Genomic DNA, 22,526 nt, shown 5'->3' with positions numbered 1-22,526 from the left:
GCGTCTGGGCTTAGACAAGAGGTGGGACTATGACTACCCGTCTTCACAACAATTTTCAGTTTGTTGAAGTAGGCCGTAAGGGCCCAGAAAAGATCGAAGCAGAAGTACGCCGTGGCGAGTTTGCTGAGATCTATCAGCCGTTTGAACAAGAGGACGTTAATGCACAGGCACACCGTTGTCTTGAGTGTGGTAACCCATACTGTTCATGGAAGTGTCCGGTACACAACCACATCCCTAACTGGTTGAAACTGGTATCAGAGGGTAACTTGTTTGAAGCGGCTACTCTGTCGCACCAGACAAACTCACTGCCAGAAGTGTGTGGCCGTGTCTGCCCACAAGATCGCCTCTGTGAAGGTGCTTGTACACTCAACGAAGAGTTTGGTGCAGTGACCATCGGTTCGGTAGAAAAGTACATCACGGATACCGCTTTTGCTATGGGCTGGCGTCCAGACATGTCCAATGTAACCTGGACTGATAAGAAGGTTGCTGTCATCGGTGCAGGCCCTGCAGGTCTTGGTTGTGCCGACATCCTTGCGCGTAACGGCGTTAAGCCAGTGGTATTCGATCGTAACCCAGAGATCGGCGGTCTACTGACCTTCGGTATTCCTGAGTTTAAGCTTGAGAAAGATGTCATGGTTCAGCGTCGTGAGATCTTCGAAGCGATGGGTGTTGAGTTCAAACTGAACACTGAAGTGGGTAAAGACATCACGATGCAGGAACTGGTTGATCAGTTCGATGCAGTTTTCCTTGGCATGGGTACTTACACCTACATGAAGGGTGGTTTCCCAGGTGAAGACCTTGACGGTGTTTACGATGCACTGCCTTTCTTGATCTCTAACGTAAACCACTGCCGTGGCTACGAGAAAGATGCTTCTGAATACATCAGCATGGAAGGTAAGAGAGTTGTTGTGCTTGGTGGTGGTGACACTGCGATGGACTGTAACCGTACCTCGATCCGTCAAAAAGCGGCGAGCGTAACCTGTGCTTACCGCCGTGACGAAGAGAATATGCCAGGCTCTAAGCGCGAAGTCGAAAACGCGCGTGAAGAGGGCGTCAACTTCATGTTTAACCGTCAGCCCGTTGAAGTGGTTGGTGAGAACGGCAAAGTAACCGGTATCAAAGTGGTTACCACTCAGATGGGTGAGCCCGATGAGAACGGTCGTCGTCGCGCAGAAGTGGTCGAAGGTTCAGAAGAGATCCTACCTGCTGATGCGGTATTGGTTGCATTCGGTTTCCGTCCTAGCCCAGCGCCTTGGATGGCTGATTTCGGTATCAACCTTCACCAAGACGGTCGTGTCGATGCTGCACTAGAGGGTGATCGCCTGCCGTTCCAGACGTCAAACCCTAAAGTGTTTGCCGGTGGTGATATGGTGCGTGGCTCTGACCTGGTCGTTACCGCGATTTACGAAGGCCGTAACGCAGCTGAAGGTATTCTTGATTACCTAGAGGTTTAATCCTCGCTGATCTACATCAAAAGCCGCTGACCCCAGCGGCTTTTTATTAACTGCTTAACAGGCTCAAAGCAGGTACAATCTGCGCAGTTATTTTTAGGAATTTGCGAACATGTCTGAATTGAAAAATGATCGTTTTCTTCGTGCTCTATTGAAAGAGCCAGTCGATTACACGCCAGTATGGATGATGCGCCAGGCGGGTCGTTACCTTCCTGAGTACAAAGCAACACGCGCCCAGGCGGGTGACTTCATGTCACTCTGCATGAACAAAGATCTAGCCTGTGAGGTGACCATTCAACCTCTAGAGCGTTTCGATCTGGATGCGGCAATTCTATTCTCTGACATTCTGACTATTCCAGATGCGATGGGTCTTGGTCTCTACTTTGAAGCGGGTGAAGGCCCACGCTTTAAGAAAGAGGTACGCACAGAGGCAGACGTTGACGCGATTCCGGTTCCAGACCCAGTCAAAGATCTTGGCTACGTGATGGATGCGGTGAAGACCATTCGTTCCGAGTTGAACGGCCGTGTTCCTCTAATCGGCTTCTCTGGTAGCCCATGGACACTGGCGACTTACATGATCGAAGGGGGCTCTTCTAAAGACTTCCGCCACATCAAAGCGATGATGTATTCACAACCAGAAGTGCTCCACAAATTGATGGATAAGCTTGCTGAGTCAGTTACGCTCTACCTAAATGAGCAGATTCGCAGCGGTGCTCAAGCGGTTCAGATCTTTGATACTTGGGGTGGCGCTCTGAGCGGACCTATGTACCAAGCCTTCTCACTCGACTACATGAAGAAGATCGCCGATGGCCTGATTCGTGAATACGATGGTCGCAAAGTACCTGTGATCATGTTCACTAAGAACGGCGGTCAGTGGCTTGAGTCGATGGCTGATGCGGGTGCGGATGCACTGGGTCTTGATTGGACAACAGACATTGCAGATGCGCGTCGTCGTGTCGGTGATAAAGTGGCCCTGCAGGGCAACATGGATCCATCGGTACTTTATGCGCCGGCTGATACTATTCGCGCTGAAGTGAGCCGTATTCTTGAAGGTTACGGGTCTGGTACGGGTCACGTATTCAACCTTGGCCACGGTATTCACCAGTTTGTGAACCCAGATCATGCCAAAATCTTTGTTGATGCGGTGCATGAGCTGAGTGCCCCTTACCATAAATAAGAAGCGCTACAAATAAGAAGCACCACGATTAAACTGAGACTGCGGTAGACGAGAGACGATGAAAAAACTGAGCGGGCTGTTTGAAAAAAACCGAGGCTGGTCGGAAAAGATTCACCAGGCTAATCCCGAGTTTTTCGCAACCTTGGCAGCACAGCAAGCACCGGAGTACCTCTGGATAGGCTGTGCTGACAGTCGCGTCCCTGCCAATGAGATCGTGGATCTCATGCCGGGCGAGCTGTTCGTTCACCGCAATGTCTCGAATCTTGTCGTGCACTCAGACATGAACTGTCTGTCGGTGATTCAATACGCAGTCGATGTATTGAAAGTCAAAGACATTATGGTCGTGGGTCACTACGGATGCGGTGGTGTCGTTGCCTCTATGGAAGATGAGCGTCACGGCCTAATCGATAACTGGCTAAGCCACATTCGTGATGTCTACTACAACCATCGCAAGTTCCTCGGTCAGTGGGAAGCGAAACCCTACCAGGTTGATCGTCTTTGTGAGTTAAACGTCGTCGAGCAGGCGCTCAATGTTTGTAACACCACTACCGTTACCGATGCTTGGGCGCGGGGGCAAGAGCTTAATGTGCACGGTTGGATCTACGGTCTCGGTGATGGCCTATTGCGTGATCTTGGCTTCACAGTCAGCAGTAAAGAGTCAATCCGACCTACCTTTATCGACGCGGTCAATCTGATCGAAGCGAAAGGCAAGCAGGTTGAAGGTCATACTTGCAGTACCTTCTGCGATCACGATTAGATCGAGCCCGAACAGTTAATAAATATTAAAAAGCCCGCATCAGCGGGCTTTTTGTTGGCTCTTCTTCGTATTAGACGCTTGCTAATGCCTGATCCAGATCGGCAATCAGGTCGTCAACGTGCTCAATACCGATCGATAGGCGCACCATATCCTCAGTAACACCGGCAGAGGCTAACTCTTCGGCATTCAACTGACGGTGAGTCGTTTCGGCGGGGATAGAGGCGAGTGACTTACAGTCACCGATGTTCACTAGGCGCAGGAAGATCTGCAGAGCATCGTAGAATTTACGCGTTGCTTCACGTCCACCTTTGACACCAAAGCTCATGACACCAGACGCATTACCGTCCATGTACTTCTTAGCCAGTGCGTTATCTTGGTGCGAGGCAAGGCCTGCGTATTTCACCCAAGTTACCTGATCGTGATTCTCAAGGAACTCAGCGATTTTCTGTGCGTTTGAGCAGATGCGCTCCATACGCAGTGGCAAGGTCTCAATGCCCTGTAGCAACAAGAAGACGTTCATTGGAGAGATCGCTGCGCCGGTATTACGCAGAGGCACTACGCGACAGCGACCGATGAATGCAGCCGGACCAAAGGCTTCTGTGTAGACAACACCGTGGTAAGAGATGTCTGGTGTGTTAAGTAGTGGGAAGCGGTCCGCGTGCTCAGCCCATGGGAAGTTGCCGGAATCGACAATCACACCACCAATGGAGTTGCCGTGGCCGCCGATGTATTTAGTGGCAGCAGTCACAATGATATCTGCACCCTGTTCAATTGGACGCCAAAGCGCAGGGCTTGGAACCGTGTTGTCACAGATCAGCGGGATGCCGTGACGGTGTGCAACCTCTGCCAGTGCTTCGATGTCCGCAACACGACCCGATGGGTTGCCAACCGATTCGCAGTAGAGTGCTTTGGTACGCGCATCAATCTTAGATTCGATAGCGGCAATGTCATTGCTGGCAACAAAACGCACCTCAATGCCTTGGCGAGGCAGTGTGTGTGCAAATAGGTTGTAAGTTCCGCCGTATAGATCGCTTGCAGAGATGATGTTGTCACCGACTTCAGCAATGGTCTGAATCGCATAAGTGATCGCTGCCATACCTGAAGCGACGGCAAGACCGGCAATGCCACCTTCTAGCGCTGCGACACGCTGCTCTAAAACGTCAGTCGTTGGGTTCATGATGCGCGTATAGATGTTGCCGACTACTTTAAGGTCGAATAGGTCAGCGCCATGCTGTGCGTCGTCAAAAGCGTAAGAGGTTGTCTGGTAGATAGGTACCGCAACCGACTTGGTGGTTGGATCGATTTGGTAGCCCGCGTGTACCGCTTGTGTTTCCAATTTCATTTATCTTTCCTTCTCTTCTTATTGATCTACGCTTAATGCAAAATAGATAGACATTTTGTACGCGTAATCCAAACCTTACGCAACTTCTATGGAGTAATAACCTTATATGGCAAAGGCAAAGTTAGCCTACGTCTGCGACGAGTGCGGAGCTGATTACAGTAAATGGCAAGGGCAATGTACTGCCTGTAAAGCTTGGAACTCATTGAAAGAGGTGCGTCTTGGCTCGGCACCGGCAGGTGGTGCTCAGGCCGCGGTGCGTCGTCAGGGTTATGCTGGTGAAGCGGGTCAGTCGAAAGTGGTGAATCTCTCTGAGGTGGAGCTGAAAGCGACCGATCGTATCAGCAGTAAGATCGGTGAATTGGACCGAGTCTTAGGGGGCGGCTTAGTACCTGGATCTGCCGTGTTGATCGGCGGGCATCCCGGCGCCGGTAAATCGACTCTGTTGTTACAAACCATGGCCGCACTGGTGGCCGATATGCCAGCGCTCTATGTGACCGGTGAGGAGTCACTGCAACAGGTCGCCATGCGTGCTAAACGCTTAGGCCTAGCGGTTGGGGATCTGAAGATGCTCTCTGAGACCTCTGTCGAGACCATCTGTGATGTGGCGGATCAGCTCAAGCCTAGGGTGTTAGTCATCGACTCAATTCAGGTGATGCACGTATCCGATGTGCAATCGGCGCCGGGCTCAGTATCTCAGGTTCGTGAAAGTGCGGCCTATTTAACGCGTTACGCCAAACAGACGGGTACGGTGATCTTTCTGGTAGGCCACGTGACCAAAGATGGCTCATTGGCTGGCCCCAAAGTACTTGAGCATATGATCGACTGTTCACTGCAACTAGAAGGCGAGAGCGACAGCCGATTCCGCACACTGCGCAGCCATAAAAACCGTTTTGGCGCTGTCAACGAGCTGGGTGTGTTTGCCATGCTGGAGACAGGGTTAAAAGAGGTTAAGAACCCCAGTTCTATCTTTCTAAGTCGTGATGATAATGCAAGGCCAGGCAGCGTCGTGATGGTGGTCTGGGAGGGCACCCGTCCGATGCTGGTTGAGCTTCAAGCCCTAGTCGATACATCGCACCACTCCAACCCCAAACGTGTGGCTGTCGGAATGGATCAAAATCGACTTGCGATGCTGCTAGCGGTATTGAACCGTCATGGTGGATTAATGACCGGCGATCAAGATGTCTTTATCAACGTGGTTGGCGGTATACGAGTCATGGAGACCAGCGCGGATTTGGCGCTACTAACGGCGATTGTCTCCAGTTTTCGTGATAAGTCACTGCCAACCGACTTGATCGTCTTTGGTGAGGTTGGCTTGTCCGGTGAGATTCGCCCTGTGCCAAACGGGCAGGAGCGAATCAAAGAGGCGGCTAAACACGGCTTTACTCGTGCGATTGTGCCCAAAGGGAACAGGCCAAAAGAGAGCGTTCCGGGTATGAAGATCATCGCCGTTGATCGCCTCTCAGAAGCGCTGGACTCTATCTAATCTGAGTAAGCAGTAATGATTTCACAACAGGTACAACATCTACTCTCATGGTTAACCAATTATCATCAGCTTGGCACACGGGTTGTCATCGCTGTGGTTGGCCCGCCCGGTGCCGGTAAGTCGACGCTCTCTGAGGAGCTGGTCGACACTATCAATGACACTAAAGGGGATGGACAGGCCGCTGTTATCCCAATGGATGGATTTCATCTAACCAATGAGGTCCTGGTCGAACGAGGTCGTTTAGATCGAAAGGGTGCTCCAGACACCTTCGATGTAGAGGGATTGATCAGCCTGGTACGACGTATTAAACAAGCGGATGCTGATGTACGTTACCCAATTTTTGATCGCTCAATTGAGGCGAGTCATATCGATGCGGGTCTTCTGCCTAAAGGGTGTGAAGTGGTCGTAGTAGAGGGTAACTACCTTTTACTAGACGAAGCGCCTTGGTCAGAGTTGGCCCCCTATTTTGATCTGACAGTGTTTACATCACCCACATTTGAAGAGCTGGAACGTCGGCTGATTCAGCGTTGGTTAGATCATGGCTACACACAACAGCAGGCTGAGCAAAAAGCTTGGAACAACGACCTTCCGAACGCTAAAACGGTGGTAGAACGAAGCCGAAAGGCAGATTTGGTTTTTGATCAGGATTGAGAGATAAAAAAAGCCGCTGAGAAGCGGCTTTTTTGATGGTGATAGGAGCTTAGCTCATGCGGCGATACTTGATGCGCTCTGGCTGGTGATCCTTGCCGAAGCGTTTCTTGTAGTCTTCCGCGTACTCAGTGTAGTTACCTTCAAAGAAGGTCACCTGTGAGTCACCTTCGTAGGCGATCATGTGAGTACAGATACGGTCAAGGAACCAACGGTCGTGGGAAATCACTACCGCAGAACCTGGGAAGGCTAGAATTGCCTCCTCAAGTGCACGTAGCGTTTCGATATCCAGGTCGTTGGTTGGCTCATCGAGAAGCAGTACGTTGCCACCCTCTTTAAGCAATTTCGCCATATGCAGGCGGTTACGCTCACCACCTGACAGATCTTTGACAAACTTCTGCTGATCGGAGCCGCGGAAATTGAAACGACCACAGTAGGCGCGTGAAGGGGTGGTGTAGTTGCCTACCGTGATCATATCAGAACCGTCAGAGATCTCTTCGAAGACCGTCTTGTTGCCATCTAATTCACGAGACTGGTTGACGTAGGCAAGCTGTACCGTTGAACCAAGCTCGACAGAGCCTGAATCTGGCTGCTCTTCACCGGCAATCATGCGGAACAGAGTCGATTTACCGGCCCCGTTAGGGCCGATGATGCCGACGATTGCACCCGGTGGGATGGAGAAGTTTAGGTTCTCGAATAGCAACTTGTCGCCGTAGCTCTTAGTCACGTTATTCAGTTCGATCACCTTGTCACCTAGGCGTGGGCCAGGTGGAATGTAGATCTCTTGTGTCTCGTTACGAGTCTGAAACTCTTTAGAGTTCATCTCTTCGAACTGCTTCAAACGCGCTTTCGATTTCGATTGACGACCTTTAGCGCCTTGGCGAACCCACTCAAGTTCCGCTTTGATCGCTTTCTGGTGAGCCGCTTCTTGTTTCGCTTCTTGCTCTAGACGTGCATCTTTCTGCTCTAGCCAAGAGCTGTAGTTGCCTTCCCATGGAATACCATGGCCACGGTCCAGTTCCAGAATCCAACCAGCCGCGTTATCAAGGAAGTAACGGTCGTGGGTAATCGCAACCACGGTACCTGGGTACTCCTGAAGGAAGCGTTCGATCCAAGCGATCGACTCAGCATCCAAGTGGTTGGTCGGCTCGTCGAGTAGCAGCATGTCTGGGTGATCAAGCAGCAAACGACACAGAGCAACACGACGGCGCTCACCACCAGATAGGTGTTTTACCTCAGCATCCCAAGGCGGTAGACGCATCGCATCGGCCGCACGCTCTAATGCTGTATCAAGGTTGTGACCATCTTTGGCGGTGATCAGGTTCTCTAATTCGCCTTGGCGTTTAGCTAGGGCATCAAAATCAGCATCTGGGTCAGCGTATGCTGCGTAGACTTCGTCCAGCTCAGCCATAGCGCCTTTAACATCGGCCACCGCCTCTTCGATCACTTCACGAACGGTTTTTGTCTCATCCAGCTCAGGCTCCTGCGGTAGGTAACCGACGTTAATGCCGGGCATTGGGCGCGCTTCACCGATGTAATCCTGATCAACGCCTGCCATGATTTTTAGCAGCGTTGATTTACCTGCACCGTTAAGACCGAGGACACCGATCTTCGCGCCAGGGAAAAAGGATAGAGAGATATCTTTAAGAATTTCGCGTTTAGGTGGGACCACCTTACCAACGCGGTTCATTGAGTAGACAAACTGTGCCATGTGTTGATTCCTAGCAAAATATCTGGGCTACAACGCCGTTGCATGACCCATTTAAAAAGGTTGCGCAGAGTATACCAGATAGGGGGCGGTCAAATCACAGGGCGGCACACTTAAACTTGAGAACAATTGCAGGTTGACCTGATCGCTTTTCAAGTGATTTTTCTACCCGTTTTGCCTTATAATGCGCGCCATCAAAATCTTTCGAGCTGACCAGGCTTCTCGATTGCAGCCAAAGTCGTCAGATCGTTGAACCAATACAGGGGATCTCCATGTTTAGTAAGGATATGAACATCGCTAGCTACGATGCAGAACTTTGGGCAGCAATGCAGTCTGAAGAGACGCGTCAAGAAGAGCACATCGAGCTCATTGCGTCAGAGAACTACACCAGTCCACGTGTTATGGAAGCGCAGGGTTCAGTTCTTACTAACAAGTACGCGGAAGGTTACCCAGGCAAACGTTACTACGGCGGTTGTGAGTACGTTGATAAAGCAGAAACGCTTGCGATTGAGCGTGCTAAAGAGCTTTTCGGTGCAACGTTTGCAAACGTTCAGCCACACTCAGGTTCACAAGCTAACGCGGCTGTATTTATGGCGCTTTGTAAAGCCGGCGATACTATTTTGGGTATGAGCCTTGCACACGGTGGTCACTTGACTCACGGTGCTGCAGTCTCTTTCTCAGGCCGTATCTACAATGCCTTCCAGTACGGTCTTGATGAGAACGGTGACCTAGACTACGCGGAAGTTGAGCGTCTTGCTCTAGAAAATAAACCGAAAATGATCATTGCCGGTTTCTCTGCTTACTCGCGTGTCGTTGATTGGGCTAAGTTCCGTGAAATCGCTGACAAAGTGGGTGCATACCTATTTGTCGATATGGCACACATTGCAGGCCTAGTGGCTGCTGGCGTTTACCCAAGCCCACTGCCATACGCTGACGTCGTGACAACAACGACTCACAAAACACTGGGCGGACCACGTGGTGGTTTGATTCTATCTGCGCGCGCTGATGAAGAGCTGCAGAAGAAACTGAACTTTGCGGTATTCCCAGAGTCTCAGGGCGGTCCATTGATGCACGTTATCGCGGCTAAGGCTGTCTGCTTCAAAGAGGCGATGGAGCCAGAGTGGAAAGCGTACCAAGCACAGGTTGTTAAGAATGCACAGGCGATGGCTGAAGTATTCCAGCAGCGTGGCTTTGATGTCGTTTCTGGCGGTACTGATGACCACCTATTCCTACTGAGCCTAATTGGCAAAGAGTACAGCGGTAAAGATGCTGATGCGGCACTAGGTCGTGCTAACATCACTGTGAACAAGAACTCGGTTCCAAACGACCCACGTTCACCGTTCGTCACTTCAGGTCTACGTATCGGTACTCCAGCCGTTACTCGTCGTGGCTTCAAAGAGGCTGAAGTGGCTGAGCTAACTAACTGGATCTGTGACGTGCTTGAGAACATCGACAATGATGATGTGATCAACCGCGTGAAAGAGCAGGTTAAAGCGATCTGCGCGAAGTACCCAGTTTACGCTTAATTGTGGATTTGAGAGTTCGCTCTCAACCACATAGAATACCGAGGGCAGCATTGAGCTGCCCTTTTTCGCTCTTTTAACAGCACTGAGAGGCCAATATGCATTGTCCCTACTGTGGCGCATCGGACACCAAAGTGAACGACTCAAGACTGATCTCAGAAGGTCAGCAGGTTCGTCGTCGTCGCGAATGCGTGAGCTGTCATGAGCGATTCACCACCTTTGAAGCGGCTGAACTGTTAATGCCGCGTCTGATTAAGAATGATGGCAGTCGCCAGCCGTTCGACGAAGAGAAACTCCGTTCAGGTATTACACGTTCCCTAGAGAAGCGCCCGGTCAGTATTGAACAGATTGAAGCCTGTTTGAACCGTGTAAAGCAGCGTTTGCGTGCACCGGGAGAGCGTGAAATTGAGTCAAAACTGGTCGGCGAAGCGGTCATGGCTGAACTGCGTAAGCTTGATCAGGTCGCTTACGTTCGTTTTGCTTCGGTCTACCGTGACTTCCAAGACATCAATGAGTTTAAACTTGAAATTGAGCGTCTAGCTGAGCCCGAAGTAGTTGAGACTAAAAGTGCCTCGAAATCGGCACTGACGGCTAACGCCCAACCAGAACCTAAATCGAAACCGAGTCGTAAATCTCGTCAGAAAAAACCGGAGCCACAGGTTCCAGATAGTCCAGATCTGTTTGGAGACGAGCTACTTTGAGTTTTACGATCGAAGATCGCCAGTACATGGCAAGAGCCATACAGCTGGCGGCTAAAGGCACCTACACCACAGACCCTAACCCCAGAGTCGGCTGTGTATTGGTGCGCGATGGTGTGATTATCGGCGAGGGTTACCACCAGCGCGCCGGTGAGGGCCATGCAGAAGTCAACGCGTTAAAAGCGGCCGGTGATGCAACCGGTGCGACTGCCTATGTCACTCTGGAACCCTGCAGCCACTTTGGTCGGACGCCACCCTGCTCTCAAGGACTCATCGACGCCGGAGTGACGCGTGTCGTTGCGGCCATGGTTGATCCAAACCCTGAAGTCGCCGGAAAAGGCATTGCAATGTTGAAAGCGGCGGGAATCGATGCGGCTGCCGGGTTACTTGAGAGTGAAGCGCGGGCACTGAATCCTGGGTTTCTTTCCAGAATGGAGCGCGGCCGTCCTTTTGTTAGATTGAAGCTTGCCACCAGTATTGATGGCCGAACGGCCATGGCATCGGGTGAGTCGCAGTGGATTACTGGGCCTGAAGCGCGTGCCGATGTGCAACGATTGCGTGCCCGCAGTAGTGCAGTGATTACCGGGGTCGGATCGGTACTACAAGATGACTCTGCTTTGACGGTTCGAGAAGCTCAGTTGCCTGCATCCGTTGTGCCTCTGACTGAAGGTCGTCAGCCGTTGCGCGTGGTACTGGATTCTCAGGGAAGACTGCCAGCCTCAGCCCAGATGCTGGCGCTGCCTGGCAGAACCTTGCAGGTTGTCGCTGCAAACGACTGCAACCTACTTGAGGGTGCTGAACAGGTTCAACTAGCGAACGAGGCAGGGCGTATCGATCTGCCGCAGTTGCTTAGCTATTTGGCGGAAAAAGAGTCCTGTAATGAAGTGTTGGTTGAGTGTGGCGCCCAGTTAGCCGGTGCCATGCTAGCAGCAGGGCTAGTGGATGAGTTGGTTCACTATATGGCACCTAAATTGATGGGGTCTGATGCACGCCCGCTAGCTGAGCTTCCATTAACTGAGATGTCTGAAGCGATCGAGATGAAACTGAAAGATGTCCGACAGTTTGGTCATGATCTTCGTATGACCTGGACGGTTTAGGAGCAGAAGGTGTTTACCGGAATTATAGAAGCGATCGGTACCGTCGCTGCCAAACAAGAGGTTGGTGGCGACCTTCGATTGACCTTAGCAACGGGTCAATTGGATATGTCTGATGTGGCATTAGGTGACAGTATTGCCACCAACGGGGTCTGTCTCACCGTCATTGAGTATGATCAGCAACATTTCACGGCCGATGTTTCGCAAGAGAGTCTGGCACATACTCGATTGATGGATCTGCAACCCGGTGAAGCGGTCAATCTTGAAAAAGCACTGCTGCCAACAACCCGTCTAGGCGGGCACTTAGTCTCTGGACATGTCGATGGTGTGGGTAGCATCGCTTCCATTGAGCGCGATGCCCGCTCAGTGCGCATCGCCGTCGACATGCCAAGCTCGTTAGCTCGCTATATCGCGCCGAAGGGATCGGTTACAATAGACGGCGTAAGTTTGACGGTGAACAGTGTTGATGCAGACAGTTTTCACCTCAACATTGTGCCTCATACGGCAGATACGACGATCATTAGTCAGTATGAAGTGGGGCATGGTGTTCATATCGAAGTGGATATGATCGCTCGCTACTTAGAGCGTTTGCTTCAAACGAAGCAGGAATCTGAATCGTCCAGTGAAGGGATTTCATTGGAGATGTTGGCCTCTGCAGGCTTTATGCACAGGCGTTAATTTAGGAGTGGATATGCAATTAAACAGCGTCGAAGAGCTACTCGACGACATTCGCCAAGGTAAGATGGTTATCTTGATGGATGATGAAGATCGTGAGAATGAAGGTGATCTAGTGATTGCGGCCGAAATGGTGCGTCCAGATGACATCAACTTCATGGCGAAGAATGCCCGCGGTCTAATCTGTCTTACCCTGACGCGTGAACACTGTGAACGTCTGAACCTACCGCTGATGGTGCAGAGCAACGGTGCAGCCTACTCCACCAACTTCACGGTCTCTATTGAAGCTGCTGAAGGTGTGACCACGGGTATATCAGCCGCTGATCGTGCCCATACTGTGCGTACAGCCGTGCGGGGTGATGCTAAACCTGAGGACATCGTTCAGCCGGGTCACATCTTCCCATTGATGGCGCAACCAGGTGGTGTTCTAAGCCGTGCCGGTCATACAGAAGCGGGTTGTGATCTAGCTCGTATGGCAGGCATGAGCGCAGCGTCTGTGATCGTCGAAGTGATGAACGAAGATGGCACCATGGCGCGTCGTCCCGATCTTGAGATCTTTGCTAAAGAGCACGGTTTGAAGATCGGTACCATTGCGGATCTAATCCACTACCGTACGACTAATGAACAGACAGTGACGGTGGCAGACACCGGTTCACTGGAGACAGATTACGGTCAATTTAATTACACGACCTATAACGATGAGATCCTCGGTTGTACCCACCTTGCACTTCACAAAGGTGATATCAGTGCTGATGAGCCGACTATGGTTCGTGTACACAACCGCTCTGAAGTTCTGCGTGACGTGGTTGGCGTAGCTGAGGAGAGTGAAGCTAAGTGGACACTGCGTCGCGCACTAGAGCGTATCGCTGCAGAAGGTAAGGGTGTTGCCCTGCTTCTGGATAGTGGTAATCGCATCGATCTTGGCGACTCTATCAGCCAGATCACCAGTGGTTCTAAACCGTCTAAAGTGAATGTCAGCGCGTCCGGCGCTTACCTGACAGTAGGTACAGGTTCACAGATTCTACGTGATCTTGGGGTAGGTAAAATGCGCCTGCTCAGTTCACCAATGAAATTTAATGCAATCTCAGGCTTTGATCTTGAGATTGATGAATACATCCCTTTTGCAGAGTAAAAGATCATGAGTGTAAAAGTAGTTGAAGGCGATTTTGTCGCTGCAAATGGTCGCTACACAATCGTTGTTGGCCGTTTCAATTCATTTGTCGTAGAGAGCCTATTAGAAGGTGCTATCGACGTTCTTAAACGCCACGGCGTTTCTGAAGATAATATCCGCATCGTTCGTGTACCGGGTGCGTTTGAGATTCCATTGGCGGTTAAGCGCGTCGCTCAACAGAAACAAGATGATGCAATCATCGCACTGGGTGCGGTAATTCGTGGTGGTACGCCACACTTTGAGTACGTCTCTAACGAAGCGTCTAAAGGTGTAGCCCAGGTATCTCTCGACTTTGATATCCCAGTTGCAAACGGCGTTCTGACAGTGAACTCTATCGAGCAGGCAATCGAGCGCTCTGGCACGAAAGCAGGTAACAAAGGCGCTGAAGCCGCGCTATCAGCTGTTGAGATGGTGAGTCTTCTTCGCCAACTTGAGGTTTAAGATGAGCGAAGAACAGGCTCCTAAGCGCAAAAAAGTCTCTAATACAGAGAAGCGTCGCAACGCTCGCAGCTTTGTGCTGCAGGCACTCTACTCTCAAGAGCTGACAAAAAACCCAACGAATGAGGTAGAGGCTCATTTTCGTGTCGACAACGACATGAGTGAAACCGATGTACCGCTCTTCTCTGAACTGTTGCAAGGCGTGAATGCGCAAAAAGCAGAGCTTGATCAAGCGTTTAACATCTATCTGGATCGTAACGTCGAAGAGTTAGATCCGGTGGAAGTGAGCGTACTTCGTATCGGTGCTTATGAGCTGATCAATCGTATCGAAGTCCCTTATAAAGTCGCTATCAACGAGAGCGTTGAGTTGGCGAAAATTTTTGGGGCAACCGAGAGCCACAAGTACGTTAATGGCGTCCTCGATAAGCTGGCGCAAAAAGTCCGCGCTGTCGAGATCAAAGCCAACCGCGGTAAGTAATGCCAGGCGAATTCGATCTGATTCGCCGCTATTTTGACTCCATCAGTGGCGATCATCCCAGTGTTCAACTCGGCATTGGTGATGATTGCGCTCTGTTAACGTCCAGTCCCCATACCGAACTCGCTATCTCTGTCGATACGCTGGTTGAAGGTGTTCATTTTCTACCGGACATCGATCCAGAAGATTTGGCGTGGCGATTAGTTGCCAGTAGTGTCAGCGACTTGGCGGCAATGGGGGCATTCCCCAAATGGCTGACACTTGCCTGTACACTGAATGGGCCTACGCGAGAGTGGTTAGCAGCCTTCTCAAAAGGTTTAGCAGAGGCCTGTCATCACTACTCACTGATATTGGTCGGCGGGGATACCACCTCAGGGCAACAACAAGTGTTTACGGCTCAGGTGCATGGAGAGGTTCCGTTAGGCATGGCGCTTAAACGTAGCGGTGCTAAAGCTGGCGATGCCATTGTGGTCAGCGGCACTCTAGGCGATTCCCGAGCCGGATTAGCGCTATTAACTGCTGAGTGTGAAAGTGGGTCTGATTACCTACTTGAACGCTACTATCGCCCAACCGCGCGACTTGCGCTGGGTGAGGCGCTGCGTGGAATTGCGAATTCAGCCGTGGATGTGTCGGATGGTCTATTAGCGGATCTTGGGCATCTATTAACCGCTTCGGGTGTTGGGGCAGAGATCCATACTGAGTCACTACCTCTATCAGCCGACATTAAAGATCTTGCCCCAGATTTGGCAGAGAGATGGGCGCTTTCAGGCGGTGAGGATTTTGAACTCTGCTTTACACTTCCACAGGATAGAGTGCCTGAACTTCAACAAATCAGTGAACGTCTAGCACTACCCCTGACTCTAGTAGGCAAGATCACACAACAAACAGGGATCACACTGTTGAAATCGGGCGAACCTGTGCCTCTGCCTGCCTCATTGGGTTTCAACCATTTTGGAAACGAACATGAATAGAGCGCCTGCCAGTATCTGGCGAAACCCCATTCACTTTTTAGCCTTTGGTTTGGGCAGTGGTGCCGCGCCAAAAGCACCCGGCACCGTCGGTACGCTTGCGGCCATTCCTATTTGGTACCTATTCAACGATTGGGCACTGATACCCTATCTTTTATTAATGTTGGTGACCTTTTTATTGGGTTGCTGGTTGTGTGGCAAAACCTCAGACGATCTGGGTGTTCATGATCATGGCGGCATTGTCTGGGATGAGTTTGTTGGCCTATGGATTACCTTTATTGCGCTTCCGACGGGCTGGGAGTGGGTCGTGTTCGGGTTTGTGATGTTCCGTCTATTCGATATCTGGAAGCCCTGGCCGATAGGCTGGGCAGACCGACGCGTCTCGGGTGGCCTAGGCATTATGTTGGATGATCTATTGGCTGGATTGATGGCGCTAGGGGTCGTGCAAGCGGTAAACTATGCTGTATAGCAATCTGCTTTAGTGATCTGGTCGTAATACCTTTCACTAATTCAGAGGTAAAGATGCAAGGATGCATCGAATTGAGGATAAGATTTTGGATATTAAACTGATAGCGGAATGTAAATTGCCAATGCCTATGGGTGTATTCCGTATGGTTGGTTTCGAAGAGGTCGAGAGCGGTAAAGAGCACATCGCGCTGGTATACGGTGATGTTGCAGGTGACGAACCCGTTCTAGCCCGCATGCACTCAGAGTGTCTAACAGGTGATGCCTTGTTCAGCTTGCGCTGTGACTGTGGCTTTCAACTGCAAGAGGCCCTAAAGCGCATTACCGAAGAGGGCAAAGGCGTTCTGCTCTACCTACGCCAAGAGGGCCGTGGTATCGGTCTTTTGAATAAGGTCAAAGCCTACAACCTGCAAGACTCTGGCTGTGACACGGTAGAGGCCAATGAGCGCTTAGGCTTTGCCGCTGATATGCGTAACTACTCAATGTGTCAGCCAATGTTGGATGCGATCGGTGTTAAGAGCGTTAACTTAATGACCAACAACCCGCGTAAAGTCGCTGCACTCGAAGAGTATGGTGTGAATGTCTCGTCGCGTGTGCCACTGCAAGTCGGTAAGAACCGCTACAACGAGCACTACCTAGAGACGAAAATGGGTAAACTCGGTCATATGATGAGCGAAGTGCATTTCAAACCGGATGCTTAATGGCATAGGTTGGTACTGATTTGGTGCATTGATAAACCTCAGCAGCAGTGCTGGGGTTTTTTTAGGTCTGTAGAAAGTGCTCTATCTGCTCTCGAATTGAGTCAGCATCTAAGCCGGCATCTTGTAACTGTTCATCCCGAGTCGCATGCTCAATCCAACGATCGGGAATGCCAAGGTTAAGACAACGTAAGTTCTGGCCATTATGAGTCAGCCACTCATTCACAGCACTGCCCGCTCCGCCCGCAATAGCCCCATCTTCCAGGGTGATAAAGTGAGAGTAAGTATTCACTAGCTCTTCAAGCATAGCTTCATCGAGTGGTTTGACGAAGCGCATATCGATTAAGCCAAGATCCAACTGATCAGCGACCTGCTCGGCTGCTGGTAAAAGAGGGCCAAAGTTGAGTATGACGCCACCTTTACCAACTCTTACCAACCGGCTTTGACCCATGGCTAAGGACGCTAATGGAGTTCTGCTCTTAACGCCTTCGCCTCGAGGGTAGCGGACCACAGCACAGCCATTGTATTGGTAGCCTAGAGTCAGCATCTGCTGCTGCTCATCCAGTGTGGAGGGCGTCATAATGACAACCTCGGGTAGCGAGCGAAGCATTGGGATATCGAAGATACCTGAGTGGGTTGGACCATCTTCCCCAACCAATCCTGCACGATCTACAGCGATCAAACAGTCGAGATTTTGCAGGGCGATATCGTGGATGACCTGATCCAAAGCGCGCTGCAAAAAAGTTGAGTAGATTGCCAGAACCGGTTTCATCCCACCTACCGCAAGGCCGGCTGCAAAGGTGGCTGCGTGCTGTTCTGCAATGGCAACATCAAAGTAACGTGTTGGGTATTGGTCAGCGAATTGCACAAGGCCAGAACCCTCCCTCATGGCCGGGGTAATCGCGACTACTCGAGGGTCACTTGAAGCAGTTTCACAGATCCATTGGCCAAACTGATCGCTGTATTTCAGATTAGGAGCACTGATCTCTGATGGTTTTTCCAGTTTAGTGATGGCGTGATAGCCGACCGGATCCTCTTCAGCTGGCTTAAACCCAAACCCCTTACGAGTTCTAATATGCAGGAATTGAGGCCCTGTTTGGCTCAATGACTGCTTAAGGGCAGGGATTAATTGGCTCAGGTCATTACCATCAATAGGGCCAGAGTATTCAAAGTTCAGTGCTTCAAATAGAGGCATCACAGGGTTAGTGGGTGCTTGCTCACGTAGATTCTTGGCTAGATAGGTGGCCAATCCCCCTTGGTTGGGCGAGATCGACATGTCGTTATCGTTCAGAATGACGAGTAGATTCGCATCAGTATGTGCTGCGTGGTTGAGTGCTTCAAAGGCCTGACCAGCCGTCAGAGCCCCATCACCTATAACAGCCACCGATTTACGATCATTGCCTTGCAGTGTGTCGGCAATCGCCATGCCGAGAACGGCGCTGATAGAGGTGCTGGAGTGCCCAGTGCCAAAGCAGTCGTAAATACTCTCAGCTCGATCGGGAAAGGGAGTAAGCCCCTCTCGTTGCCGTATGTTAAGCATCGCCTCACGACGACCCGTCAGAATTTTGTGCGGATAGGCTTGGTGACCTACATCCCAAACCAGATGATCGTCTGGTGTGTCTAATAGCTGGTGAAGCGCTAGTGTCAGTTCGACAACCCCTAGTCCGCCACCAAGATGTCCCCCAGTCTGACCGACACAGAAGAGCAGATAGAGACGTAACTCATCCGCTAGCTGCTGTAATTGGCCCAGATTCAACCCTTTTAAATCTGAAGGGGAGTCAATCTGGTCCAACAGTGGAGTCGCAGGACGTTGTGTGGGGATATCAGTAATCATTAATGGTTACGGGCAATGACAAAATCAGCAAGGGCTATTAATGACTGGTTACGTTCACCGAAGGTTTCTAGAGCTTCAATCGCCTGTTGGTGCAATTCATTCAACCACTGCTTGCTTTGAGTAAGCCCAATAAGTGCAGGGTAGGTGGCTTTGTCTCTCTCTTCATCAGAACCTTGGGGTTTGCCCAGTTGTTCTGTGGTGCTTTCGATATCTAAGATGTCATCTTGAATCTGAAATGCTAGTCCAATCTTTTGCGCGTAACGATCGAGTGCCTCTAGATCCGTATCGGTAGCATTACCACTGGCTAAAGCGCCTAAACGCAGAGCTGCACGAATGAGTTCGCCCGTTTTAGCTGCGTGCATGCTTTTCAGCTGCTCTAGACTCAGTCTTTTACCCTCTGAGCCTAGGTCAAAGGCTTGTCCATCAACCATACCCAGATCACCACTGCATCTAGCTAGGGTATGAACCATCTGTAACTGAGTGGACGCTGGTAGTGCATCAATAGGCTGGCTGAGCAGTTCAAATGCCCAGGTTAGCAGTGCATCACCGGCTAATATGGCGGTCGCTTCATTGAACTGGATATGGCAGGTTGGTTTGCCGCGGCGCAGCTCATCATTATCCATAGCCGGTAGATCGTCATGCACCAGTGAATAGCTGTGAACGCACTCCAAAGCACACGCGGCCGTATCCGCTTGCTCAATTTGTCCACCTAGTAACTCAGTGGCCAGGTAGACCAGCGTGGGACGAAGGCGCTTGCCTCCATTCATCAGGCTGTAGTGCATCGCCTGATGAAGGCTAGGGTCAATCCCGTTACGTTCAGCTAAACGTCGACTGAGCTCAGCTTCAACTCTCTGTCGGTACAGGGCTAACATCGGTTGCGGCATTAGGCTTGTTCAGATTCGTTAAACGGTTGTTCAACCAGCTCGCCGGATTGCTCTGTTAGCATCACGACTTTCTGTTCGGCCGATTGCAGAATGTTTTGGCATTCGCGGGTCAGGCTGATCCCCTCTTCAAAGGATTTTAGTGCCTCTTCGATAGAGAGATCCCCCTTCTCCATCTCTGAAACCAGGGCTTCTAACCGTTTTAGGGAGCCTTCGAAGTCCGTTGTCTGTTTGCTTTCTGCCATGATTACTCAGTCCTTAAATTTAGGGAACCTGCGAACAAGTTTTGTAGTATACCCTGTCCTTAAGCAAAGGTCCGTGCAATACCTATGGTGCTGGTAATGATCAGTACTGTGCCAATAATTTTGAAGAAACGGGCGGAATCGGTCTTGACCAGATAGCGGTGCAGCTTTTGCCCAAGAAGGTGGCCGATGAATGCGCAGGGCAGCAACCAGAGGTGGTGGATTAACTGCAGATCGACGCCTACGACAAAGAAGGATCCCATCTTGATAACCACCAGAATGAACCAGAGAACAAACAGAGTATCGCGCAGTTGCTCTTTAGCGACATGGCTAGCGTAGACGGCCATGACCAGTGGCGCTGCAATCAAAGAAGTACCACTGACATAGCCTCCCAGCATTAAGAAGAGGTTATCGATCCAAGCGGAGTTGCTTTTAAAGGGTTTATTAAGAATGTAACCAATTGAATAGACGATGACGATGACAAAAATTAGCCCAGACATGATCTCGTTGGGCAGTGTTAAGAGCCCGAATACCCCAATCAGCTTCGGGATAATCATCACTTTTAGGGTTTTCTTCAGATAGGGCCAATCGACATTCTCTTTGAGCCCACTGGTTCCCAAACGCTTCGCTTTGAAATGATTCCCCAGCGTAATAGCCCCTGAAAAGATGAGCAGGTGCACGGCGATTATGGGCAGAAAGATGAGGGGATCATCAACGATTAACAGCAGAAACGGTAGGGCGAGTACGGCACCACCAAAGCCAAGGCCGGTTCGAACAAAGCCGCTCCAGACAAAGATGAGTGCAATGAGAAGGTATTGCCACCAGATTAGATCAGACAAGCTGTACCCCGAGAGTTTTTAAGAGCCGCTATTGTATGCCAGAAAACAAAAAACCGGCACTAGGCCGGTTATTTGTAGAGACGTCTAAAACTTATTTAGAGGAATCTAGCATGTGTTGGATAGCGCCCTGAAGTTCAGCATCAGAACAATCCATGCAAGTACCCATTGGAGGCATTGCGTTGATACCCGTCTTAGCAGTCGCTAGAAGCGCATCGATACCTTTAGCGGCACGTGGAGCCCATGCTGCAGCGTCACCCATTTTAGGAGCGCCAGCAACGCCAACCATGTGACAAGCTAGACAGTATGTGTTGTATACAGTTGCGCCATCACGCTCAGCCATTGCAGTTGCAGGAACCATAAGAGCAGCGGCTGTTAGGCCAAGTAGAGTCTTTTTCATTATATCCACCTCAATTCATGAACTTTCGTTTGCTCTTATGGAGCTAAATTTAGCTTAGAGCGCCCGATCGAATAAGTTTATAACCAAAGGTTCGTGTAAGTCCAATTAATCTACGAAGATGAGGGGCTATTGGAGCAATTAGCGTCTAAAGTCGCATCGCAAAGCTGGCTTGCGAGTGTTGAGCTAGACCTCTTTTAGAGGTTTCATGCTCGCGTTCGATCTTTTTCAACGCAGCATCAAGATCGGTGCGGTCAATATTAGGTTGGTTTTTAAGCTCAGAAACGTTAAAGCCACGATGGTGCATTCTTACTAGCGCATCACTATGATTCATTGTGCAGCTACCTTTTTATCGTTTATCAATTTAGTAGCGTGATTAAACGCCTTAAACATGACAGTTTGGTGACGTTTGCGTTAACAATTTATAACGTTGGGCCTATCTCCTTTGTGGATTAATATCGAGATGACAAAATGATAAAACTGATCAACGACTCAGATGTGATGGTTTCTGAACAGGCCCAACACTCTTGTTATAAAGAGACTACAGCGGGTCTGCTTAAAATAGTTTGGTGCGAACAGGGAATTTTAGAGAGCTCCTTCGTCGATGCAGAGGCCATCCCACCCAATGAGGATTACTGTCAATTTAAGCAATTCATCCTCACTAACGGTGGTCAGTTACCTTTGATCGTCTCTGGTACAGATTTTCAAAAGGCGGTCTGGCAGCGGATTGCTGTTAGCAAAGTAGGTGAAGTGTTGACTTATAAACAGCTAGCGGAAGAGGTTGGTAAGCCAGCAGCGGTTCGAGCTGTGGGTAGTGCTCTAGGTAAAAACCGACATGCCTATTTAATACCTTGTCACCGTGCGGTGCGTTCTGACGGGGGATTAGGGGGCTTTCGTTGGGGGGTGGAACGAAAAAGCCACCTGCTTACATTAGAAGCCGGTGGCCTTGATTTGGTTAAGCAGATTCTTGCTTAGGCTTTAAGCGCATCCGCTGCTGCGGTAATACCCAACTTGTAGCTGGTCAAACCAAAGCCTGATATCTGACCAATAACGACCTGTGAGAAGACCGATTTATGTCGGAACTCCTCGCGCGCGTGAACGTTGGACATGTGCACCTCAACGATAGGGCCTTTGTCTTTGAATATCGCCAACGCATCGGTGAGACCGTAGCTGTAGTGAGTCCAAGCACCTGCGTTGATAACGATCGCATCAACATCTTCCAAAAAGGCTTGATGAATTTTGCGTGCCAGCTCACCTTCGATGTCTGTCTGGTAGCACTCAAGCTCACACCCCTGCTCAGCAGCCCAATTAGCTGCGGCCGATTCGATATCTTGCAGCGTAAAGGTGCCGTAATGTTTCGGATCACGCTTGCCGAACATTGCGTGGTTGATGCCGTGAAGCAGAAGTATTTTTGCCATGGTTCTATCCTTAACTGTTTGCCAGACAACTGGTCGCTTTGGAAGCCTGCGAACAAGTCCATGGCATCTCAGGCTTACAGTCAAATTCATTATCAAGGCGTGTTTTCGAAGGCCTAGCGGGCTAAGTCGAGAAAGCACAACGCTGAA

At 50.4% G+C, this 22,526-nt stretch carries 24 protein-coding genes and 1 pseudogene; 16 read left to right on the top strand and 9 right to left on the bottom strand.

All coding sequences use genetic code 11. The features are described from left to right. Window positions 1-29 precede the first annotated feature (29 nt). The 3 genes from XMA152_RS03840 (at window position 30) to can (ending at window position 3,385) form a co-directional block, all read left to right on the top strand. Window positions 30-1,454, top strand: a complete 1,425-nt coding sequence (locus XMA152_RS03840) for an FAD-dependent oxidoreductase (RefSeq protein WP_173480113.1) — start codon at window positions 30-32, stop codon at window positions 1,452-1,454. 109 nt (window positions 1,455-1,563) lie between these two features. Beyond that, window positions 1,564-2,628 carry a uroporphyrinogen decarboxylase gene (gene hemE, locus XMA152_RS03835; RefSeq protein WP_173480114.1) on the top strand — a complete coding sequence of 355 codons (1,065 nt, stop codon included), beginning with the start codon at window positions 1,564-1,566 and terminating at the stop codon, window positions 2,626-2,628. 58 nt (window positions 2,629-2,686) lie between these two features. Beyond that, window positions 2,687-3,385: a carbonate dehydratase gene (can, locus tag XMA152_RS03830; RefSeq protein ID WP_173480115.1), complete on the top strand. Its 699-nt coding sequence runs from the start codon at window positions 2,687-2,689 to the stop codon at window positions 3,383-3,385. Window positions 3,386-3,455: 70 nt separating this feature from the next. Here can and XMA152_RS03825 read toward each other — a convergent pair whose 3' ends face one another. Further along, window positions 3,456-4,727: an O-acetylhomoserine aminocarboxypropyltransferase/cysteine synthase family protein gene (locus tag XMA152_RS03825; RefSeq protein ID WP_173482761.1), complete on the bottom strand. Its 1,272-nt coding sequence runs from the start codon at window positions 4,725-4,727 to the stop codon at window positions 3,456-3,458. 106 nt (window positions 4,728-4,833) lie between these two features. Between XMA152_RS03825 and radA the strand changes: the two genes are divergently transcribed. Together radA and XMA152_RS03815 are read left to right on the top strand one after the other, a co-directional pair. Then, entirely contained in the window at window positions 4,834-6,210 is a 1,377-nt protein-coding gene (radA, locus tag XMA152_RS03820; protein ID WP_173480125.1) for a DNA repair protein RadA, read from the top strand. Between the two features lie 15 nt (window positions 6,211-6,225). Continuing rightward, a complete protein-coding gene (locus XMA152_RS03815; protein ID WP_173480126.1) occupies window positions 6,226-6,861 on the top strand; it encodes a nucleoside triphosphate hydrolase in 636 nt (211 codons plus the stop codon). Window positions 6,862-6,910: 49 nt separating this feature from the next. Here the strand turns inward: XMA152_RS03815 and ettA are convergent, their stop codons facing one another. Further along, complete coding sequence (gene ettA / locus XMA152_RS03810; RefSeq protein WP_173482760.1) at window positions 6,911-8,569, bottom strand: energy-dependent translational throttle protein EttA; 1,659 nt, start codon at window positions 8,567-8,569, stop codon at window positions 6,911-6,913. Window positions 8,570-8,838: 269 nt separating this feature from the next. Between ettA and glyA the strand changes: the two genes are divergently transcribed. From glyA to ribA, 10 genes and pseudogenes are all read left to right on the top strand, one after another. Continuing rightward, window positions 8,839-10,092 (top strand): serine hydroxymethyltransferase, encoded by a 1,254-nt coding sequence (gene glyA, locus XMA152_RS03805; RefSeq protein WP_173480128.1) that lies wholly within the window; start codon window positions 8,839-8,841, stop codon window positions 10,090-10,092. Between the two features lie 95 nt (window positions 10,093-10,187). Then, window positions 10,188-10,649: pseudogene (gene nrdR / locus XMA152_RS03800) on the top strand (transcriptional regulator NrdR); the annotation flags it as partial. A gap of 137 nt (window positions 10,650-10,786) precedes the next feature. After that, a complete protein-coding gene (gene ribD, locus XMA152_RS03795; protein ID WP_254443532.1) occupies window positions 10,787-11,884 on the top strand; it encodes a bifunctional diaminohydroxyphosphoribosylaminopyrimidine deaminase/5-amino-6-(5-phosphoribosylamino)uracil reductase RibD in 1,098 nt (365 codons plus the stop codon). A 9-nt stretch (window positions 11,885-11,893) separates the two neighbouring features. Beyond that, the gene (locus XMA152_RS03790) at window positions 11,894-12,559 is read left to right on the top strand and encodes a riboflavin synthase (RefSeq protein WP_173480130.1); all 666 of its coding nucleotides are present in this window, start codon (window positions 11,894-11,896) and stop codon (window positions 12,557-12,559) included. Window positions 12,560-12,572: 13 nt separating this feature from the next. After that, complete coding sequence (ribBA, locus tag XMA152_RS03785) at window positions 12,573-13,688, top strand: bifunctional 3,4-dihydroxy-2-butanone-4-phosphate synthase/GTP cyclohydrolase II (RefSeq protein WP_173480131.1); 1,116 nt, start codon at window positions 12,573-12,575, stop codon at window positions 13,686-13,688. A 6-nt stretch (window positions 13,689-13,694) separates the two neighbouring features. After that, window positions 13,695-14,168, top strand: coding sequence for a 6,7-dimethyl-8-ribityllumazine synthase (gene ribE, locus XMA152_RS03780; protein ID WP_173480132.1), 474 nt, complete (start codon window positions 13,695-13,697; stop codon window positions 14,166-14,168). 1 nt (window position 14,169) lies between these two features. Continuing rightward, window positions 14,170-14,643 carry a transcription antitermination factor NusB gene (gene nusB, locus XMA152_RS03775; protein WP_173480133.1) on the top strand — a complete coding sequence of 158 codons (474 nt, stop codon included), beginning with the start codon at window positions 14,170-14,172 and terminating at the stop codon, window positions 14,641-14,643. Next, a complete protein-coding gene (gene thiL, locus XMA152_RS03770) occupies window positions 14,643-15,611 on the top strand; it encodes a thiamine-phosphate kinase (protein WP_173480134.1) in 969 nt (322 codons plus the stop codon). Before nusB ends, thiL begins: the two co-directional genes overlap by 1 nt. Further along, window positions 15,604-16,077, top strand: a complete 474-nt coding sequence (locus tag XMA152_RS03765) for a phosphatidylglycerophosphatase A (RefSeq protein ID WP_173480135.1) — start codon at window positions 15,604-15,606, stop codon at window positions 16,075-16,077. Before thiL ends, XMA152_RS03765 begins: the two co-directional genes overlap by 8 nt. Before the next feature lie 85 nt (window positions 16,078-16,162). Further along, the gene (gene ribA, locus XMA152_RS03760) at window positions 16,163-16,774 is read left to right on the top strand and encodes a GTP cyclohydrolase II (RefSeq protein ID WP_173480732.1); all 612 of its coding nucleotides are present in this window, start codon (window positions 16,163-16,165) and stop codon (window positions 16,772-16,774) included. A gap of 61 nt (window positions 16,775-16,835) precedes the next feature. Here the strand turns inward: ribA and XMA152_RS03755 are convergent, their stop codons facing one another. From XMA152_RS03755 to XMA152_RS03730, 6 genes are all read right to left on the bottom strand, one after another. After that, the gene (locus tag XMA152_RS03755) at window positions 16,836-18,605 is read right to left on the bottom strand and encodes a 1-deoxy-D-xylulose-5-phosphate synthase (protein ID WP_173482759.1); all 1,770 of its coding nucleotides are present in this window, start codon (window positions 18,603-18,605) and stop codon (window positions 16,836-16,838) included. Further along, window positions 18,605-19,477, bottom strand: a complete 873-nt coding sequence (locus tag XMA152_RS03750; RefSeq protein ID WP_254443533.1) for a polyprenyl synthetase family protein — start codon at window positions 19,475-19,477, stop codon at window positions 18,605-18,607. The genes XMA152_RS03755 and XMA152_RS03750 overlap by 1 nt, the downstream gene beginning before the upstream one ends. A gap of 11 nt (window positions 19,478-19,488) precedes the next feature. After that, entirely contained in the window at window positions 19,489-19,731 is a 243-nt protein-coding gene (locus XMA152_RS03745) for an exodeoxyribonuclease VII small subunit (protein ID WP_173480138.1), read from the bottom strand. 59 nt (window positions 19,732-19,790) lie between these two features. Beyond that, the gene (locus tag XMA152_RS03740) at window positions 19,791-20,567 is read right to left on the bottom strand and encodes a sulfite exporter TauE/SafE family protein (RefSeq protein ID WP_173480139.1); all 777 of its coding nucleotides are present in this window, start codon (window positions 20,565-20,567) and stop codon (window positions 19,791-19,793) included. A 91-nt stretch (window positions 20,568-20,658) separates the two neighbouring features. Next, window positions 20,659-20,964, bottom strand: coding sequence for a cytochrome c5 family protein (locus XMA152_RS03735; RefSeq protein ID WP_173480140.1), 306 nt, complete (start codon window positions 20,962-20,964; stop codon window positions 20,659-20,661). Window positions 20,965-21,109: 145 nt separating this feature from the next. Next, window positions 21,110-21,295 (bottom strand): hypothetical protein, encoded by a 186-nt coding sequence (locus XMA152_RS03730; RefSeq protein ID WP_173480141.1) that lies wholly within the window; start codon window positions 21,293-21,295, stop codon window positions 21,110-21,112. A gap of 137 nt (window positions 21,296-21,432) precedes the next feature. Here XMA152_RS03730 and XMA152_RS03725 point away from each other — a divergent pair, with 137 nt between their 5' ends. Further along, on the top strand, window positions 21,433-21,936 hold the full coding sequence (locus XMA152_RS03725) for a methylated-DNA--[protein]-cysteine S-methyltransferase (protein ID WP_173480142.1): 504 nt from the start codon (window positions 21,433-21,435) through the stop codon (window positions 21,934-21,936). Here the strand turns inward: XMA152_RS03725 and XMA152_RS03720 are convergent. Beyond that, the gene (locus XMA152_RS03720; protein ID WP_173480143.1) at window positions 21,933-22,379 is read right to left on the bottom strand and encodes a type II 3-dehydroquinate dehydratase; all 447 of its coding nucleotides are present in this window, start codon (window positions 22,377-22,379) and stop codon (window positions 21,933-21,935) included. The genes XMA152_RS03725 and XMA152_RS03720 overlap by 4 nt on opposite strands. Window positions 22,380-22,526 lie beyond the last annotated feature (147 nt).

The organism is Marinobacterium sp. xm-a-152, assembly GCF_013282965.1.
Taxonomy (GTDB): domain Bacteria; phylum Pseudomonadota; class Gammaproteobacteria; order Pseudomonadales; family Balneatricaceae; genus Marinobacterium_E.
Note: the sequence above shows the minus strand (reverse complement) of the source record. Positions and strands in the feature narration are given on the sequence as shown.